Genomic DNA, 16,782 nt, shown 5'->3' with positions numbered 1-16,782 from the left:
TTTCTTTTATAAGGAGGAGGCGACTATGTCTTATTTCATTGTAACGGGTGCTTCATCAGGAATTGGAGAAGCAATGTGTGATGTTTTAGCTCAACAAGGACATGATCTTATCATTGTAGCTAGACGAGTAGATCGACTTAAACAAATAAAAGCAAAGATTGAATCTAACTATCTACGCGAGGTCATCATAATGCCAGCTGATTTATCTGATCTTAGCAGTTTAAAACAGTTGCATGAAAAGTGTCAAAGTTATCACGTTGTAGGATTAATTAATAATGCGGGTTATGGCTTATATGGTGAATTTTTAAATCTTGATATTGAAGATGAATTTAATATGATTGATTTAAATATTAAAAGTGTTCATTATTTAAGTAAGCTGTTTTTAAAAGAATTTGTCCGTCAAGATGAAGGATATCTATTGAATGTCGCCTCGACTGCTGCGTTTCAATCAGGTCCATTAATGGCAACCTATTATGCGAGTAAGGGATATGTCTTGCAGTTAACAGAAGCGATTGCAAAAGAACTAGAAGCAAAACAATCAAAGGTTGTAGTGAGTGTGCTTTGTCCAGGACCAGTTGATACCGAGTTTCAACAAAAAGCAGACATTAAAGTAGCAAAGTCAATATTAAAAGTTCCAACGGCAAAAGAAGTCGCAGAGTATGCGTATCAAGAGTTGATGAAAGGACAGACTTTAATTGTTCCAGGTCTTTCTAACCGAGTGTTACTCTTCTTCAATCGCTTCATTCCAAGAAAGCTAGGATGTCAAATTGTCTATCACACACAATTAAAGAAAAAATAAAAAATCGTCATTTCGGCGATTTTTTTCATTAAGATTATTAGAATTTAGGTATGGAATAAGCTTAAGTTTTTAATAGTGATAAAAATCAAAAGGAATATATTGTAAAATGAAAAAAGTTATGTTAAACTTAAATAGTCGCAAATATTAAATTAGCGCTTGTAGCTCAATTGGATAGAGCATCTGACTTCGGATCAGAGGGTTGTGGGTTCGACTCCTGCCAGGCGCGCCATTTTGATTTTTATAGCTTATAGCTATGTCATAGATAAAAAGCACTTTAGAACTACTAAAGTGCTTTTTTCGTTTAGATAGTCATAACACCACCGAATTTTTCAAGGTAAGCTTGGTGTTGTTTATAATTAGGATCATACATACCGACTTTACGCCAGAAGGAGCGGTCATGATTCATATGGTGAATATGACATAGCTCATGAATGACGACGTAATCAATGACGTTGGTTGGAGCCATTGAAAGCTTGTAATTAAACGTTAAATCTTTGTTTGAATTACAAGTTCCCCATGTGCGAGGGGAGTCAACAACGGTAATTGATTTAGCTTTGACGCCAATGATTTTTTCGAAATGAGTGACACGTTTCTTTACATACTGTTTTGTCTTTTTCGTATATAATTTCTTCAGTTGGGATTGAATTTCGACTTCTGTTTCAGGAATTTCATCTAGTAATTCATGAAGTGGGAATCCTTTTCCTAAATATAAAAATAATTCTTCATTATCATATGATTTTTGATTTGAAATATATTTTCGATTGTTTAATTTTTCTTGAAGATTTAATAAAAACTTTGATTGAGATTTCATATAGGTCATAATTTCATCTTCACTTGTTTTAGTCGGAACTTTTAATGTCAGATATCCTTCTGGGCTGACATCTAAGTTTATTTTCGAACGTTTTGAAAATTGAACCTCAAAATAAATTGGCACCTCATTAATAATAATTTGCATCTTATTACTCCATTACTCTTTAATCTTTTGTTTTATTATAACACAAATGAAAAAAAGATGACCGTTTATTCAAACTTCTTAACATTCGTAAGTAAAAAATTCATTGCTTTTATTTAGACGCTTAAGAAGATAGATGAACGCCATGTCATAACATCTGATTAAGGAAGGGCTATATTGCTTGTATGGGGAGGATTAAATATTGATGTGGAGAATGCAATTGCTGAAAAAATAAGTATTCTTTTAAATGCGAAAATGGTAGTCGTTTTTATAGATATTTCCTGGGAAAATGTCGAGTAGTTTGGATAAGTGAGTATGGTGATTCATGTTCTTAAAAAAATTAAGTGCATAGCTTAATTTTTTTGCATATTTCATTCATCTAAGCATACAGTTTAATGTGACGCAGGGCATTCTGCCAATATGAAAATGATAGTCGCATCAGATGTATTTTAATTTGTATAAGCAAAGGGAGAGAGAAATATGTGGAAAGATACTAACAATGGTTCTGTTAAACAATTCGAAACTAGACAAAAAGAAGTAGTCACAGTAGAAATTAAAAAGAAAGAAGGCGTTGCAGTCGTTGTACGTCCAAATTATGAACAGGTCATTGCAGGAATGCGTGATAATCAGGTGAAAATTTGGAATGATTTATTATTTGATCCTGTGAGTTATCATCAAATTAAAACTAAAATGGAGGCGTTATTGGTTAAAAAAGAAGCTAAAGGCAACGATAAGTCAAAGCGCCGCTAATTAAATACAAAGGCTCTGTTTTAGAAGCGTGTTGATATTTCTTTAAAACATACTAATTTACTTACATCATTGTTCGATAACTACAAGATATATAGTAGTTAATATCAATGGTTTTAAACCTCAACATTTATTTAAAACACAACCTAAAAAAGATAAAACTTTTTATTTCTTCTATTACAATCAAATCCTAAAATAGAAACGCTTTACATAAGTTGTGTAAAACTGTTAAAATAAGCATAAAACGGGGAATAAACATGAAGAAAACATTTTATTTAATGAGACATGGGCAAACACTGTTCAATGTTCGTCGAAAAATTCAGGGGGCTTGTGATTCACCTCTAACAGAGCAAGGAATCATTCAAGCAAAAGAAGCGGGAGAGCGATTAAAGGGAATTAACTTTGACCATTTCTACAGTTCAACAGCTGAACGAGCATCTGACACCTTAGAATTAGTCGTTGGTGAGTCCATTACTTATCAACGTCTAAAAGGATTAAAAGAAATGAATTTCGGAACCTTTGAAGGTGAAAGCGAAGACTTAAATCCAAAAACGCCAGAGGGATATAAAGACTTTTTCGTTCCTTATGGGGGAGAATCTCAAGAAGAAGTGAAACAACGAATGAAAGAAACTTGCCTTGGGATTATGGAAAAAGACGATCATCAAATCGTCTTAGCCGTTTCACATGCGGGAGCTTGTTTTCATTTCATGAGAAACTGGATAACTGAAGAGGAAGCAAAACAAGCGATGGTGAATGGTGCTTTTTCGAATTGTGCCATTTGTAAGTACGAATATGAAAATAAACAATTCAACCTGGTTGAAATAATTCGCTAAGAAAAATAAAAATGTATAATCTTGTAAAAAGTTTGGTGAAAGTGAGTGACGAGGAAGATAAATTTAGGTATGATAAGCACCTGAATATAGGATCATGGTTCATATAGGTACTCAATTTTTAAAGGTTGTCTAAACCAATGATTTACCCCAGTATCAATACCCTTAACAAACTATTTTTACCTATACTTTTAAACTAAGAACGATTTAAATAAAAACCTAATCCATTTAAATCATAGGCTGTGTTTTAGAAGAGTGTAGTTAATATTAATCACTTTAACCATCAACATTTATTTAAAACACAGCCAATACAAAAGAGGTGTATCCAAATTGATACACCTCTTTTTCTATTTGATTAAGTCATAAATTTCAGATTTAATTTGTTCATAAATCCCTTCAATGATTTGAAAGTTCATGGCTTTAATATAAATTTCTTCTAATACATCATGGAGTTTTTTTGCTTCGCCTAAAGCAGTTGTTCCTTTTTTTATAGTTGCTTTATATAAACTGGCGATTTCAGCTAATCGATCGGCATTAGCTTCATCGGTACCTGGAGTAATTAACGCTTCATACGTATCAATCACTTCATCTGTTTCAAGACTTGGAAAGTATTCATGAGGAGCCGTTGAATCGAAGAAGCAGATGTTTAGTTGAGGGATTAAAACCATATCTAATGATTCAGGGTCGAATGAACAGTGATAAATTTCAGTATCATACCCTAATGTTTCACTTTTTTTAGCTAATTCTTTTAAAAGTGTTGATTTCCCTGTTCCAGGACGACCTTTAATGAAATAACGTTTTAAATCATGTGTTAAGTCTTCAATGTAATCCACTGAACCAGTAGGAGTTGATGCACCAAAGAATCGATGTTTAACAGTTGGAGTATGGTCAATTGAAGGATATTTTAATAAGGTTTCGCAAATAACGTATCTAAATTGAGGAGCTAGGTTAAAATCCATCTCATCAATATAAATTTTTTCCCATGCATCATGAATTTCTAATGCATGAGCATATTCTGAATAAAGTCGTTCATAACAGGCACTAATTTCATGTTTTAATGACAGAATCTCATCTTTATAAGGGTAAAGTTTTTCTTTATCCCACGCTATCCCTAAGTTTACATATTGCTCAATTGCACCAGGAGCGGTTGGTTCAATCACATGTGGGGCTGTCCCATCAACAATCCCAACTTTTAAAGCAGGAATTAAAACACCATCTAATGAATTTGCATCAGATGAACAATAAATAAACTCAATATCGTAACCTAAATCATAGAAGTCAGCGCCAATTTCTTTCATCAACGTTGATTTTCCAGTTCCAGGCCCTCCTTTTAAAATATATAAACGTTCAAGCCCTTGAAGATTTGACTCAAAATAATTACAAAATCCACGGGAACTATTTGCACAAGCAAAATACCCTTTAATAGTTGCTGTCATTCAGATGCCTCCCTTAAGCTCACAATACATTATCCATTATTATCTTATGGGACAGTGCCTAAAAGGTGAATAATATCTTAAATTTTGTCTCAGGATGTAAGTGTTTTAACAATGGTTCTTGGATTGAAGTCTTTTTAAGATTATGTTAGAATTAATTTTGGAAAAGATTATCTTCTGTATACATAAAGTGGATAATATTAAAAGTAGAAATAACGGATGAAAATATTAGAATAGGTAAAGGTGAAAAACATGTTTATTGTTAATTTAATTCGTGGTTTTTTTATGGCCTTAGCAGATAGTGTGCCAGGTGTATCAGGAGGAACGATTGCATTTATTTTAGGATTTTATGATGAATTTATTGGATCATTAAATACACTTGTTTCAAAAAATAGCAAAGAGGAAAAAATTCAAGCATTACAGTTCTTGTTAAAAATTGGAGTTGGATGGGCTATTGGGATGATTACATCCGTTTTATTCTTAGCTTCAATCTTTGAAGAGCATATCTATAGTATTAGCTCTGTCTTCATTGGATTTATTATCTTTTCAATTCCATTAATTATTAAAGCGGAGAAAGAGACAATTAAAAATAAATATCTAAATATTGTTTGGACCATTACAGGGATTTTAGTGGTCGTAGCCATTACGGTCTTTAATCCAGTAGCGGGTGGCACAGGGTTTGAAGTTTCGTTAAGTCAGTTAAATATTGGATTGATTTTATATGTATTTATTGCTGGAATGATTGCCATCTCAGCTATGGTTTTACCAGGAATTTCAGGATCAACTTTATTGTTAATTTTCGGATTATATACAACGATTATTAGCTCAATCAAAGAAGTGTTAACGTTTAATTTTTCGTATTTACCTATTTTAATTGTATTTGGATTAGGAGTTATGATCGGGATTTTATCAACGATTAAAATTATTCGCCATTTCTTAGAAACAGCACGCCCTCAAATGATTTATTTAATTTTAGGATTAATGATAGGATCATTATATGCTGTTTTTATGGGACCAACGACATTAGAAGTTCCACAACCTCCAATGTCACTTAGTACCTTCAATATTATCTTCTTCATTATTGGAGGGGCCGTTATTATTGGATTAGAACAGTTCAGTAAAGTTATTGAAAAAAAACATAAATAATTGAGAAATAGCTGATGATTGTCAGCTATTTTTTAATAGCGTGTGATAAACATTTCCTTAATGAAGTAAGGCAAATTTCTATATTATAGTAGTGTTTTATTTTTATAAGTTGTATTGATAAACAAATTAAGTATAGTTACTCTTTGAAAAGAAACTAAATTTTTTTAGAGATAGGAGATAAGGGATTAGTACTTTTAACTGAAAGGTTGAAAGTCCTCCTTTGCTTTGTATTAAATGAGTGGGTAATGATTACACTTTTTTAAGTTACCTAAGATAAAAGAAGACTTTTGATTAAAGTAGAATAATAAAAAGAACTCGCTTCAAACGAGTTCTTTTTCATTTATAGTTTTTTTACCGATTGTCGTACAATTAGCTCCGGTTCATAAACATATTTAATCTCATAATCAGGATTTTCAATCATCATTAAAATAGATTCGGCTGCTAATCGTCCAAGCTCTTTTCCTGGATGAGTCACACTCGTTAAAGAGATCGTCCCGATTTGACTTAAGCTCGAGTTATCAAAGCTCACAAGCGATAAATCCTCAGGAACTGATAATTCGCTATTTGATAACAATTGCATTAACTTCATTGCAATTTGATCGTTGTAACAAACAATCGCCGTTGATTGATCTAATTTTTTTAGTAGAGTAGGGAGATTTTCGATTGAGAATTGTTGTTCTGCATTTTCAGTTGAATACCAGATAATCGTTGATTCATCCACGGATAAGTTTTGATCATACATTTCAGTTAAAAATCCTTTATAGCGAAGATTCCCTTGTATGTCATCATATTTGAAGATTCCAGTAATCTTTTGGTGTCCCTGCTCAATTAAATAGCGTGTGGCTAAGCGGCCCCCTTTTTCGTCATCGACGACAACGAAATTACAGTTTAGTGACGAATAGTAGTTGTTAATGAAAACAACTGGAATCCCACGATCAGCAAACTGACGATAAATATCAAGATTTGGATTTGGTAAAGCAGATTTTGTACCTTCAACTATTAAACCATCAATATCTGATTTTAAGAGTGATAATAATTGTTCTCGCTCATTATTAATCCTATTTCTTGTTAAGCGTAACGTCGTATTATAACCATTACTCGATAAAACTTTCTCCACCCCAGAGATGATTGCAGGAAAAATATAATCATCTAGATTCGTTGTCACCAATCCAATATTTTTAGAAATTGTTTTAGCTTCAGAGAAAATCTGACTAACATAAGTCCCGCTTCCTTGTTTTTTAAGAATTAATCCTTCTTTTTCAAGAACAGAAATGGCTTGGCGAGCAGTTTGACGACTAATTGAGAACTTTTCACACAATTGATTCTCACTGATTAACTTTTCTCCCGCTTTAAAGGTATGATTATAAATATTTTGTTTAATCCACTCTGCAACGGCTAAGTATTTAGGTAAGTTTTGATTAAGAATAAATATCGCCCCTTATCAAGTCATTTTTGTTTTTAAAAAAAGTTGTCTGTTAATAGTATATATTTTTTTTACAGAGTTAAGCAATGATTTTGAAGTAATTAAATGAGCTTGTACCATCCTTGAAGAATTGATAGTACAACTTGATTTGAAATGAGTGATTATGTCAATAATCCATAAAAAAAAACGATATATAAACAAATAAGTAGTCTACCTCTCAAGTAGCAAGTAAAAAATACTGATATGTTGTACCTATCGAGACAGCCTATCGTCCAGGGGTCACCTAGCAGTTTCACTTGTGAAACAATCCACCATTGCTAGGGAATGGGTTCCCTAGCATTTTGGAAGAAAATGTATCATCCACTGATAGGGCTGGGTCACCTAGCGATTTCTGAAAGAAATCTATTCCTCCATTACTAGGGCTGGGTCACCTAGCGATTTCTGAAAGAAATCTATTCCTCCATTACTAGGGCTTGGGTCACCTAGCGATTTCTGAAAGAAGTCTATTCTTCCATTACTAGGGCTTTAAATTTTCTCTGAAGAAAGTTTATCTGGACTTATATAGTAGCTGTCAAAATATAACCTGTGTTACTTTAAATAAAAATCACAAGACAGCAGGAGTGTGAAATCTTGAGGAAGACATAATTAGTTAATATAACATCTTCATAAGGGCCATTAGTCATCAATCGTAGTCGAATATCCAAAGTCATAGGATGAGTTTTATATCTTTATCACTAGATGGGATACCAGGTTGTGTTTAAATTCGGATAAAAAAATTGTTAATTGACGATTTTTTTGTATGTATTTCCTTGGTAATAAAGTAAGAAACTTGTCGATAGTTTGGAACCTAATTTCATTGACGGTTCTTGTAAAAAAAGCTTATAATGAGAACAAATATTCGCTTTTTTGAGGAGGAAATTGGTTTGAGGTTTTTACATTTAGGAGATTTACATTTTGGTAAAATTGTTAATTCATTTTCAATGATTGAGGATCAACAGTATGTGTTAGAGCAGGTAAAAGAGTATGTTAAAAAGTATAAACCAGATGCTGTTTTGTTAGCAGGAGATATTTATGATCGAAGTGTTCCACCTGCGCGTGCGGTTTCATTGTATAGCCAGTTTTTAAGAGATGTATTAATGGAGTTAAAGACGCCAGTTTTGGCGGTCGCAGGTAATCATGATGGGGCGGATTTAATCAGTTTTGGTCATGAATTATTTGAAGCTGCTCATTATTATGTAGCGGGGCGTTATACGAAAGAGATGAAAAAAGTAGTTCTACAGGATGAGCATGGACCTGTGAATGTTTATTTACTTCCCTTTGCTGATTACGCGGTTGTGCGTGAAGCGCATCAAGATGAAACCATTAAATCACTCGATGAGGCAATGAGGGTCACACTTGAATCTAACCCGATTAATAAGGAAGAGCGTAACGTGTTAGTGACGCATGCGTTTGTTGTTGGTGGAGAGGACCCACAAGAATCAGACTCAGAGAAAAAATTAGTGGTTGGGGGAAAAGAGTCTGTTTCTGCTACACATTTTGAGCCTTTTGATTACGTCGCCCTCGGACATTTACATCGAACACAAAAAGTTGGCAGTGATAAAATTCGTTATAGCGGTTCGTTACTCAAGTATTCATTCTCAGAAGAAAATTATCAAAAATCGGTCACGATGATTGATTTAAGTGGAACAGGAGAGCTAACGTGTGAACTTTTACCGTTAACGCCAAGACGTGATTTAAGAACATTAACAGGACAGTTAGATGATTTGTTGAATCAACCAGGTAGCGAGGATTATTTACGTGTCATCTTAACGGATAAAGGCGAATTATTAGAACCGATGGCAAAGCTACGTCAAGTGTATCCGAATGTGATGATTCTTGATCTGCTTGAAAATAATAGAGACTTTAAAGGAAGCGGATTAACAAAGCAAGCTCGTGAACAAAAAACACCTGAGCAATTGTTTGCTGATTTTTATGAACATCACAAGGGAGAAACTATCCATGAAGAAGGAGCTCAGCTCATTACACAATTAATTCAACAATTGAGAGGGGAGTGTTAACATGAAGCCATTGTCATTAAAGATTACGGCTTTTGGGCCTTATGCGAAGCAAACGACGTTGAATTTTAAGGAAGATTTAGACGGGCAAGATATTTTTGTTGTGACAGGACCAACGGGTGCAGGTAAAACAACGATTTTTGATGCGATTTGTTATGCGCTTTATGGTGAAACGAGTGGAGGTAGTCGTACAGGAAAAGAGCTCCGTAGTGATTTTGCAAAGGATAGTGAGTTAAAAACTGAGGTTGAGTTTAGTTTTAGAGTGAAGGATAAAACGTATCAGATTACACGTGCCCCCCAGCAACTTCAAAAGAAAAAGCGTGGAGATGGATTTAGAGAAGTTCCTGCAACGGTGGAGTTACTGGAGGTAGGAAGTGAGCAGGCACCAATAACGAAGGATGGCGAGGTAAAAGAGCAGATTCAACAAATCATTGGATTAAAAGTTGAGCAATTCCGTAAGATTGTGATGATTCCACAAGGAGATTTTAAAGAGTTTTTAGTTGCGAATACGACGAATAAAGAGGAGATCTTACGTAAGATTTTTGGAACTGATTTTTATAAAACGATTCAAGAGCAGTTAACTCAACAAGCTAATGCACTAAAGTTAGAGGTGGCAGATACACAAAAGTCGATTCAGGCAGAGTTAAAACTCATTAAAACGGATGAAGAACATGTGATTGAGCTAGAACAGCCGTTAATGAATGTATTAGCAATAGCTAAAGATCAGCAAGTGGTTTGGAAAGAATCGGTGAATACGTTAACTGAGATGTCACATCGCTTAGATGAAATGATACAAGAGCATCGCACGCATCATGAAGCGGGAATGAGATTGAATGAGAAGTTTATGCAATATGAACAAGTGATTCAGACACTAGAACAATTAAATCATTATCAAGCCTCGATTTCAGAACGAGAAAAACAGATACAAGAGGCAAAATCTGCACAAGGTCTCATTAATTTAGAGAATGAGTGTCTGAAATATCAAGTCCTGAAACAGGAGACAGCAACGAAACAAGAGCAGTTAACTCAATCATTAAAAGACTGTGAAACAGAGTTTATTTTAGTAGAAAAGTGCTACACTGCCATTGAATCATTAAGACAGGAAATTGCTAGTTTAATTCAGTCAAAAAGTAATCTTTCACGTTATATCGAAGGGGTCACTCAGTTAGAACAAAAACAGCAGTTACTTGAAAGTCTTAAAAAAAGTGGGCAGACATTAAAGACAGAACTTGAAGTCGAAGAAGGTCGTTTAATCGTGTTACGTCAAGAAGTGTCGCGATTGGAGCAATTGACATTGCAATTAGCGACTTTTAAAGATCAACAACATACGTTAAATTTGAAACAGTTGAAATTAAATGAAGATTTTGAATATGTTCAGTCACTGGTTAATCGACTCCATTCGTATGAAAAAACAACGAATTTGATTGAAACACAGCAGATTTATTATCAGCAATTGATGAGTGACGCTACGACTCAGCGTCACGCTTATGAACATCAAGCTGAGTTGTTCATTAATGCAGCCGCCATACGATTAGCGAATGAATTAAAGGTGGGTCAAGCTTGTCCGGTCTGTGGGTCTTTAGACCATCCAAATCCACGTCGTAGTGATGAGAAGATTTTGTCGAAAAACGAGCTTGATCAGTTTCGCTTTGACGTAGAATCATTAGAAAATAAAGTGCGTCAAGTCCAACAGGAGCTAACAGTGTTACAGACTACCCAATCAGAAGAGCAACGCTCATTAAATGAATTGGTTCAAACATTACAAGGACGACATGTCGTTTCATCTGATTTCATATTAAATCAAGAAGTGGCTGATCAGTTAAGTGAGGCGTTAAGAAAAGAGACTCATGAATTAGTACAATTAATTGAAAAAGTTCATTTAGACGTTCAAAGATTAGAGAATGAGATTCAACGATTGACACAATTGAAGCTTGAGATTGAACCATTAGAGCAGCAGATTGATCAAAAGCAAGGTGTACTTCAAGAGCAACGGGACCGTTATAAAGCTGAACAGCGTTCAAAAAAAGATTTAGAGGAAAGTATCCCAGAAAACTACCGTTCATTAGAGGTATTAAATCAAATGATGAGTGAGGTCGAATTAAGAAAAGTTGAACTGGAACAAAATATTTCTTCAAGTGAAGCGGATTATCAACGAGTCACGACACAAATCGCTGGTTTAAAAGCGGCTATTGAAGAGGTTAATCAACAATTAGCTTATTATATTGAACAGTTTGAGCAATCTAACGAGGCCTTTTTTGAACAAATTCAAACTTATTTTGAATCAGTTGAACGTTATGAAGAGGCAAAACAGTGGATTGAATTATTAGCTCAACTTGAGCAACAGGTTCAAAATTATTATCAAGAGCTTCATACGGCAACGAAGATGCAAGAAATGCTTCAAGAAGAGTTAAAAGGTAAAGATCGTGTCGATTTAAGTGTCTTGGAAGAAATGATGGCTGAACTTGATCGTCGAAAAGCTGAAATAACGAAAGATCGTGCGACATTAACGGCGAACCTTGAACAAAATGAGACGATTCTAGCCTCTGTCACCAAAAAATATCAAACGATTCAAAAGAGAGAACAAGAGTATGCGATTGTTGGTGAGTTAGACTCATTAGCCAATGGACGTAGTGGTGGAAAGATGTCTTTTGAAACATATGTGTTATCAAGCTACTTTGATGAGGTATTAGCGGCAGCTAATGCAAGACTTCAAAAGATGACCTCACGACGTTACTATTTACTTCGTCGTGAAGAGGTTAAAGGTGTAGGGCGTAAAGGATTAGATTTAGATGTTTACGATAGTCATACATGCAACAATCGTCCCGTCAATACATTATCAGGTGGTGAGAGTTTTAAAGCTTCGTTAGCACTTGCATTAGGGCTTTCAGATACAGTGCAACAAAATTCTGGAGGAATTCAATTAGATACGATGTTTATTGATGAAGGATTTGGAACGCTTGATTCGGAGTCGCTTGATCAAGCAATTGATATTTTAATGGAGTTACAGGATCATGGTCGATTAATTGGTGTAATTTCACATGTGAATGAATTAAAAGAAAGAATTCCAGCTAAATTAGTTGTTGAAACGGATGGTGCAGGAAGTCAGGCTTATTTTAGAAAATAGTACGAAGACGTTAAGTTTTATCAAATTTAGAGGGTACAAAAGAACTTAATCATTGAAAAACCTGAGAAAATCTATCACTTTAGTGTTGATTTCTCAGGTTTTTCTTTGTTTTTTTACAATATTTTAGATATCAAATTAAGAATACGGTTCTTAGTGTCGTTTATAGATAAAATAGCTGTTAGAGATAATGATTTGTATTATTTTTATAGAAAAATCGATCTCATTCCATAAAATGAATGTCGAAATGTGTCAAAATTGTGTTATAATTTTTTTAAGACAAAGAAAATCAAAGGAGGAAATGATGTGTTAAGTTTAATCGGTGTTTTTATTATCATTATTGGGTTCATCTTAAAAATCGACACACTGGCCATCGTTGTGGTAGCAGGGATTGCCACAGGGTTTGTTGGAGGATTAGATTTTAATGAAATTTTAACAAAGTTAGGGGAAGCTTTCGTTGCTAATCGTTATATGACGTTATTTGTTATTACGTTACCGGTTATCGGATTAATGGAGCGTTATGGTTTGAAAGAACGTGCAGCTTGGTTAATTAGTCAATTAAAAAGTGCAAAAGCGGATGGTGTTCTTTCGATTTACTTAGTGTTCCGTTTATTAATGGCAGCGTTAAGTATTCGTATGTCAGGCCATGTTCAATTTGGTCGTCCATTAGTTTTACCAATGGCTGAAGGAGCAGCTCGCGCTAATTATAAAGAGTTAAATGAAAAAGATTCTGAAACCATTAAAGGGTTAACAGCAGCAGCTGAAAACTATGGGAACTTCTTTGGACAAAACTTATTTATTGGTGCTTCTGGAGTAATGTTAATTGTCGGAACTTTAAATGAATTAGGTTATACGGTTGATTCAAAGCAAGGACCAACAACAATTGCGTTGTATACGTTACCAATTGCAGTGATTGCCTTAATTCTTGGGGTTATTCAGTTTAAATTGAACGAGAAAAAAATGCAACGCGCACATGGTGTGAGCGGTAAGAAAGGAGGAAATAACTAATGACGAATGTACTTTTATTTGTTATTTATGCGATTATTGGATTAATTTGTGTTTCCTTAGCTGTCTCAGCTTTACGTACTAAAGGACAACAAGCACGTGTTGGAACGGCTCTATTTTGGTCGCTTTTAGGGATTATCTTTATTTTAGGTGATTATATTCCAGCTAATATTGTTGGAGTTTTAATTATTGTAATGGCCATCTTATCAGCTACAAAGCAGGTTAAACTAGTTAGCTTCAACACAACGACAGAAGAGTTCAAAAAAGAATCAGCAGCTAAGATTGGAAATAAATTGTTTATTCCAGCGTTAGTCTTAGCGATTTTAGCATTCGTGATTGCCCAGTTTACAAACTTAGGATCGTACAATGCCATTGGATTAAGTGGGATTGGAGCGTTAATTGTCATCTTATTGATTTCAAAATCAAGTATTGGGGAAGCTAATTCTGAGGCGACTCGCTTATTAAGTCAAGTTGGACCAACAGCGATTTTACCTCAAATCTTAGCCGCTCTTGGAACTTTATTTACGATTGCTGGTGTCGGTGATGTGATTGCTGGTGGAGTAAGTCAAGTGATTCCTACCGGGAACATTTGGTTAGGGGTAACAGCGTACTGTGTTGGTATGGCGTTATTTACAGCAGTTATGGGAAATGCCTTTGCAGCCTTCTCAGTTATTACAGCAGGAATTGGAGTTCCATTTGTCTTTGCATTAGGAGCCAATCCATTAATTGCAAGTGCCCTTGCTTTAACTGCAGGATTCTGTGGGACATTATTAACGCCAATGGCGGCAAACTTCAATATCGTTCCCGCTTCAATTTTAGATATTAAAAATCAATACGGTGTCATTAAAGCGCAAGCTCCATTTGCGGTTATCATGTTAATTATTCATATTATTTTAATGCGTTTTTTAGCATTTTAATTTGTTGATTTGAGGAGGAATTGTAGATGAAAAAGATTTTAGTCACTGGATTTGATCCATTTGGTGGAGAAGCCATTAACCCAGCAACAGAATCTGTCAAACAATTACCAGATGAAATTTTAGGGGTACAAATTTTAAAACGTGAAATTCCAACAGTTTTCGATCGTAGTATTGAGGTGTTATACGGAATTTTAAAAGAAGAGCAACCAGATGTTGTGATTTGTGTGGGACAAGCAGGTGGACGCCCCAACATTACTGTTGAGCGTATTGCGATTAACCAAGATGATGCTCGTATTCCTGATAATGATGGAAAACAACCGATTGATCGTACGATTTTTGAAGAGGGACCAGCGGCTTATTTCTCAACTTTACCGATTAAAGCAATGGTACGTGATATGAAAGAAGCTGGAATTCCAGCTTCTGTTTCGAATACGGCAGGAACATTCGTTTGTAACCATATCATGTATGGAGCACTGCATTATGCAGCCCTACATCAACCAAGTTTAAAAGCTGGATTCGTTCATATTCCATATTTACCAATGCAAACAGTCGATAAACCAACGATGCCATCGATGTCACGTGATGAAATTGTTAAAGGGTTAACGACGTTAATTAAAACAGCCATTCAAGTCGAAGAAGATGTTAAAGAAACAGGAGGAGCTGTATGCTAACACATCAAGAAAATGAGTTACCTATTTTCGTTTATGGAACATTGATGTTGGGAGAGCGCAACTATATTGATATCTTACACGAAAACTTAGAGCATCATGAAGCTGCCAGTGTAAAAGGAGAGTTGTATTATTATCGTAAGGAAGATTATCCTGCATTAGCAGATGGAATTCATACGGTAAAGGGACAATTATTCTATGTTAAAAATTTAGACAAGGTTCTTCCACCACTCGATGTGATTGAAGGGTACATTGCTCCTAATCATCCAGAAAATATGTATGATCGTAAAATTCTTGATGTTAAAACTGCTAGTGGGGAAATTAAAAAAGCCTATGCTTACGTAATTAATCCACGATTAATAGAACTTGAACCTAACGAGTTTAGCTTAATGGAGACTCGTTGTTGGAAAACGTTTAAAGGTTAATCAAAAGAAAACAGGTCCAAAGTTTTGGACCTGTTTTCTTTTTGCTGATTGTAGAGTAATCATCTCTTGACGATATAAGTGAAAATACAAAAACAAAATGAAGTTGAAATTAGAGAGTATTACCTTCTTTTAAATCATATGATGAAGTTATCTTAAAAAGCACAAAAATTGCAACAATTTGCGAAGAAAAAAATTTCCTATAAATGGTATAATAATGATTACGGAGATGTTGAGATAGTTGACTGATTTTAGGGGGATTTTAAAATGGAAAAACAGTATGATGATAATTTATTTTTTAAATTGATTTACACATTAAGTGATATGGGAATTCTATCTATTTTATGGCTTATTGGGTGTTTGCCTATCCTAACAATTGGGGCATCGACAACTGCGTTACTTTATGTGGCTGGTAAAAAAGTAGGTGGAAAAGAGACTAAGATTATTTCTGATTTTATCAAAAGTTATAAAGAAAATTTTGTTCAATCACTTTGGATTACACTTGTCTTAGGAATTTTGTGGTTTAGTAGTACCACTTATTTTATGATGGGGTTTTCTTCATTAAAAGATGGCTTTAATCTGTCATTGATTATCATGATTTTAGTTGCTTTTGAGGTCATTATGATTAGTATTTATATGTGTGCTTTATTAGCAAAGTATGAATTAAAGATATTCACAATTATTAAAAATTCATTTTTATTTACACATGCTTATGTTTTAGAATCTATTAAAGCCTTTGGAGTGATTGTGAGCATGTTATTCTGCTTATTGATGGTACCAGGTCTTGTGATTATTTTACCAGGAGCTATCGCTTTAATTGCATGCTATTTTGTTCGCCAGTCTATTCTTAAGTTCCTTGAGCGTCAAGAAATTTTAAAAGAATTAAATGAAGAAGGATTAGATTTTTAGAAGACCAAAATTTTTGGTCTTTTTATATTTATTTGCAACTTTTTAAGATGAAATTCTGTCTAAGAGAGTGGATCCAAAAGTCAGATTATAAGGAGGATGAAATGAAAAAGGTTATCATGATGCCATGGTGTCGAGATTATAGTCAATTAGAGGAAGTACAACTGGTTAAAAAAGCAATGAAACAAGATGATTTAGCATTTTTAGAATTAATGAAGCGTTATGAGGGCTATTTTACTCAGATTGCTTATCGATATGTGAAGAATGATCAGGAAGTTTTGGATTTAATCCAAGAACTAGCTTATAAAGGGTTATTAACGATTGGGTAGTTGAAGGAACCTAAGTATTTTAAAACATGG

The 16,782-nt window shown here is 34.3% G+C and carries 15 protein-coding genes and 1 tRNA gene; 13 read left to right on the top strand and 3 right to left on the bottom strand.

All coding sequences use genetic code 11. From position 1 onward, the window contains the following. Positions 1–25: 25 nt before the first annotated feature. Positions 26–799: an SDR family NAD(P)-dependent oxidoreductase gene (locus AT726_RS01400; RefSeq protein ID WP_068758872.1), complete on the top strand. Its 774-nt coding sequence runs from the start codon at positions 26–28 to the stop codon at positions 797–799. A gap of 152 nt (positions 800–951) precedes the next feature. Next, positions 952–1,028: transfer RNA gene (locus tag AT726_RS01395), tRNA-Arg, on the top strand. 72 nt (positions 1,029–1,100) lie between these two features. Here the strand turns inward: AT726_RS01395 and AT726_RS01390 are convergent. Beyond that, positions 1,101–1,754, bottom strand: coding sequence for a M48 family metallopeptidase (locus AT726_RS01390; protein WP_055245148.1), 654 nt, complete (start codon positions 1,752–1,754; stop codon positions 1,101–1,103). Positions 1,755–2,231: 477 nt separating this feature from the next. On the opposite strand from AT726_RS01390, the gene AT726_RS01385 reads away from it, so the two are divergent. Both AT726_RS01385 and AT726_RS01380 read left to right on the top strand, forming a co-directional pair. Continuing rightward, positions 2,232–2,501 (top strand): hypothetical protein, encoded by a 270-nt coding sequence (locus AT726_RS01385; RefSeq protein WP_055245150.1) that lies wholly within the window; start codon positions 2,232–2,234, stop codon positions 2,499–2,501. 254 nt (positions 2,502–2,755) lie between these two features. Then, positions 2,756–3,331, top strand: coding sequence for a histidine phosphatase family protein (locus tag AT726_RS01380; protein ID WP_055274840.1), 576 nt, complete (start codon positions 2,756–2,758; stop codon positions 3,329–3,331). A gap of 344 nt (positions 3,332–3,675) precedes the next feature. Here the strand turns inward: AT726_RS01380 and AT726_RS01375 are convergent, their stop codons facing one another. After that, a complete protein-coding gene (locus AT726_RS01375; RefSeq protein ID WP_068758871.1) occupies positions 3,676–4,764 on the bottom strand; it encodes a PRK06851 family protein in 1,089 nt (362 codons plus the stop codon). Positions 4,765–5,013: 249 nt separating this feature from the next. On the opposite strand from AT726_RS01375, the gene AT726_RS01370 reads away from it, so the two are divergent. Next, positions 5,014–5,907 carry a DUF368 domain-containing protein gene (locus AT726_RS01370; RefSeq protein ID WP_055245156.1) on the top strand — a complete coding sequence of 298 codons (894 nt, stop codon included), beginning with the start codon at positions 5,014–5,016 and terminating at the stop codon, positions 5,905–5,907. Between the two features lie 340 nt (positions 5,908–6,247). Here the strand turns inward: AT726_RS01370 and AT726_RS01365 are convergent, their stop codons facing one another. Beyond that, a complete protein-coding gene (locus AT726_RS01365; RefSeq protein WP_237297228.1) occupies positions 6,248–7,276 on the bottom strand; it encodes a GntR family transcriptional regulator in 1,029 nt (342 codons plus the stop codon). Positions 7,277–8,253: 977 nt separating this feature from the next. Here AT726_RS01365 and AT726_RS01360 point away from each other — a divergent pair. The 8 genes from AT726_RS01360 (at position 8,254) to AT726_RS01325 (ending at position 16,752) form a co-directional block, all read left to right on the top strand. After that, positions 8,254–9,387 carry an exonuclease SbcCD subunit D gene (locus tag AT726_RS01360; protein WP_055274845.1) on the top strand — a complete coding sequence of 378 codons (1,134 nt, stop codon included), beginning with the start codon at positions 8,254–8,256 and terminating at the stop codon, positions 9,385–9,387. A 1-nt stretch (position 9,388) separates the two neighbouring features. Further along, positions 9,389–12,508 (top strand): AAA family ATPase, encoded by a 3,120-nt coding sequence (locus AT726_RS01355; RefSeq protein WP_068758870.1) that lies wholly within the window; start codon positions 9,389–9,391, stop codon positions 12,506–12,508. Between the two features lie 303 nt (positions 12,509–12,811). Then, a complete protein-coding gene (locus AT726_RS01350) occupies positions 12,812–13,513 on the top strand; it encodes a DUF969 domain-containing protein (protein WP_068758869.1) in 702 nt (233 codons plus the stop codon). Beyond that, the gene (locus AT726_RS01345; protein ID WP_055274850.1) at positions 13,513–14,427 is read left to right on the top strand and encodes a DUF979 domain-containing protein; all 915 of its coding nucleotides are present in this window, start codon (positions 13,513–13,515) and stop codon (positions 14,425–14,427) included. The genes AT726_RS01350 and AT726_RS01345 overlap by 1 nt, the downstream gene beginning before the upstream one ends. 26 nt (positions 14,428–14,453) lie before the next feature. Further along, positions 14,454–15,098 (top strand): pyroglutamyl-peptidase I, encoded by a 645-nt coding sequence (gene pcp / locus AT726_RS01340; RefSeq protein ID WP_055243776.1) that lies wholly within the window; start codon positions 14,454–14,456, stop codon positions 15,096–15,098. Then, complete coding sequence (locus AT726_RS01335) at positions 15,092–15,520, top strand: gamma-glutamylcyclotransferase family protein (RefSeq protein WP_055243777.1); 429 nt, start codon at positions 15,092–15,094, stop codon at positions 15,518–15,520. Before pcp ends, AT726_RS01335 begins: the two co-directional genes overlap by 7 nt. Positions 15,521–15,784: 264 nt before the next feature. Then, on the top strand, positions 15,785–16,426 hold the full coding sequence (locus AT726_RS01330; protein ID WP_068758868.1) for a YesL family protein: 642 nt from the start codon (positions 15,785–15,787) through the stop codon (positions 16,424–16,426). A 101-nt stretch (positions 16,427–16,527) separates the two neighbouring features. After that, positions 16,528–16,752: a hypothetical protein gene (locus AT726_RS01325; protein WP_055243781.1), complete on the top strand. Its 225-nt coding sequence runs from the start codon at positions 16,528–16,530 to the stop codon at positions 16,750–16,752. The last annotated feature ends 30 nt before the right edge of the window (positions 16,753–16,782 follow it).

The sequence above is a fragment of the Turicibacter sp. H121 genome, assembly GCF_001543345.1.
In the GTDB taxonomy this organism is placed as follows: Bacteria; Bacillota_I; Bacilli_A; order MOL361; family Turicibacteraceae; genus Turicibacter; species Turicibacter bilis.
This window is presented reverse-complemented; position numbering and strand designations above follow the sequence as displayed.

Excerpts from the sequence above, each read along its gene's own strand:
- AT726_RS01400 (WP_068758872.1), top strand. The coding sequence starts at position 26 with ATGTCTTATTTCATTGTAACGGGTGCTTCATCAGGAATTGGAGAAGCA.
- AT726_RS01390 (WP_055245148.1), bottom strand. The coding sequence starts at position 1,754 with ATGCAAATTATTATTAATGAGGTGCCAATTTATTTTGAGGTTCAATTT.
- AT726_RS01385 (WP_055245150.1), top strand. The coding sequence starts at position 2,232 with ATGTGGAAAGATACTAACAATGGTTCTGTTAAACAATTCGAAACTAGA.
- AT726_RS01380 (WP_055274840.1), top strand. The coding sequence starts at position 2,756 with ATGAAGAAAACATTTTATTTAATGAGACATGGGCAAACACTGTTCAAT.
- AT726_RS01375 (WP_068758871.1), bottom strand. The coding sequence starts at position 4,764 with ATGACAGCAACTATTAAAGGGTATTTTGCTTGTGCAAATAGTTCCCGT.
- AT726_RS01370 (WP_055245156.1), top strand. The coding sequence starts at position 5,014 with ATGTTTATTGTTAATTTAATTCGTGGTTTTTTTATGGCCTTAGCAGAT.
- AT726_RS01355 (WP_068758870.1), top strand. The coding sequence starts at position 9,389 with ATGAAGCCATTGTCATTAAAGATTACGGCTTTTGGGCCTTATGCGAAG.
- AT726_RS01345 (WP_055274850.1), top strand. The coding sequence starts at position 13,513 with ATGACGAATGTACTTTTATTTGTTATTTATGCGATTATTGGATTAATT.
- pcp (WP_055243776.1), top strand. The coding sequence starts at position 14,454 with ATGAAAAAGATTTTAGTCACTGGATTTGATCCATTTGGTGGAGAAGCC.
- AT726_RS01335 (WP_055243777.1), top strand. The coding sequence starts at position 15,092 with ATGCTAACACATCAAGAAAATGAGTTACCTATTTTCGTTTATGGAACA.
- AT726_RS01330 (WP_068758868.1), top strand. The coding sequence starts at position 15,785 with ATGGAAAAACAGTATGATGATAATTTATTTTTTAAATTGATTTACACA.
- AT726_RS01325 (WP_055243781.1), top strand. The coding sequence starts at position 16,528 with ATGAAAAAGGTTATCATGATGCCATGGTGTCGAGATTATAGTCAATTA.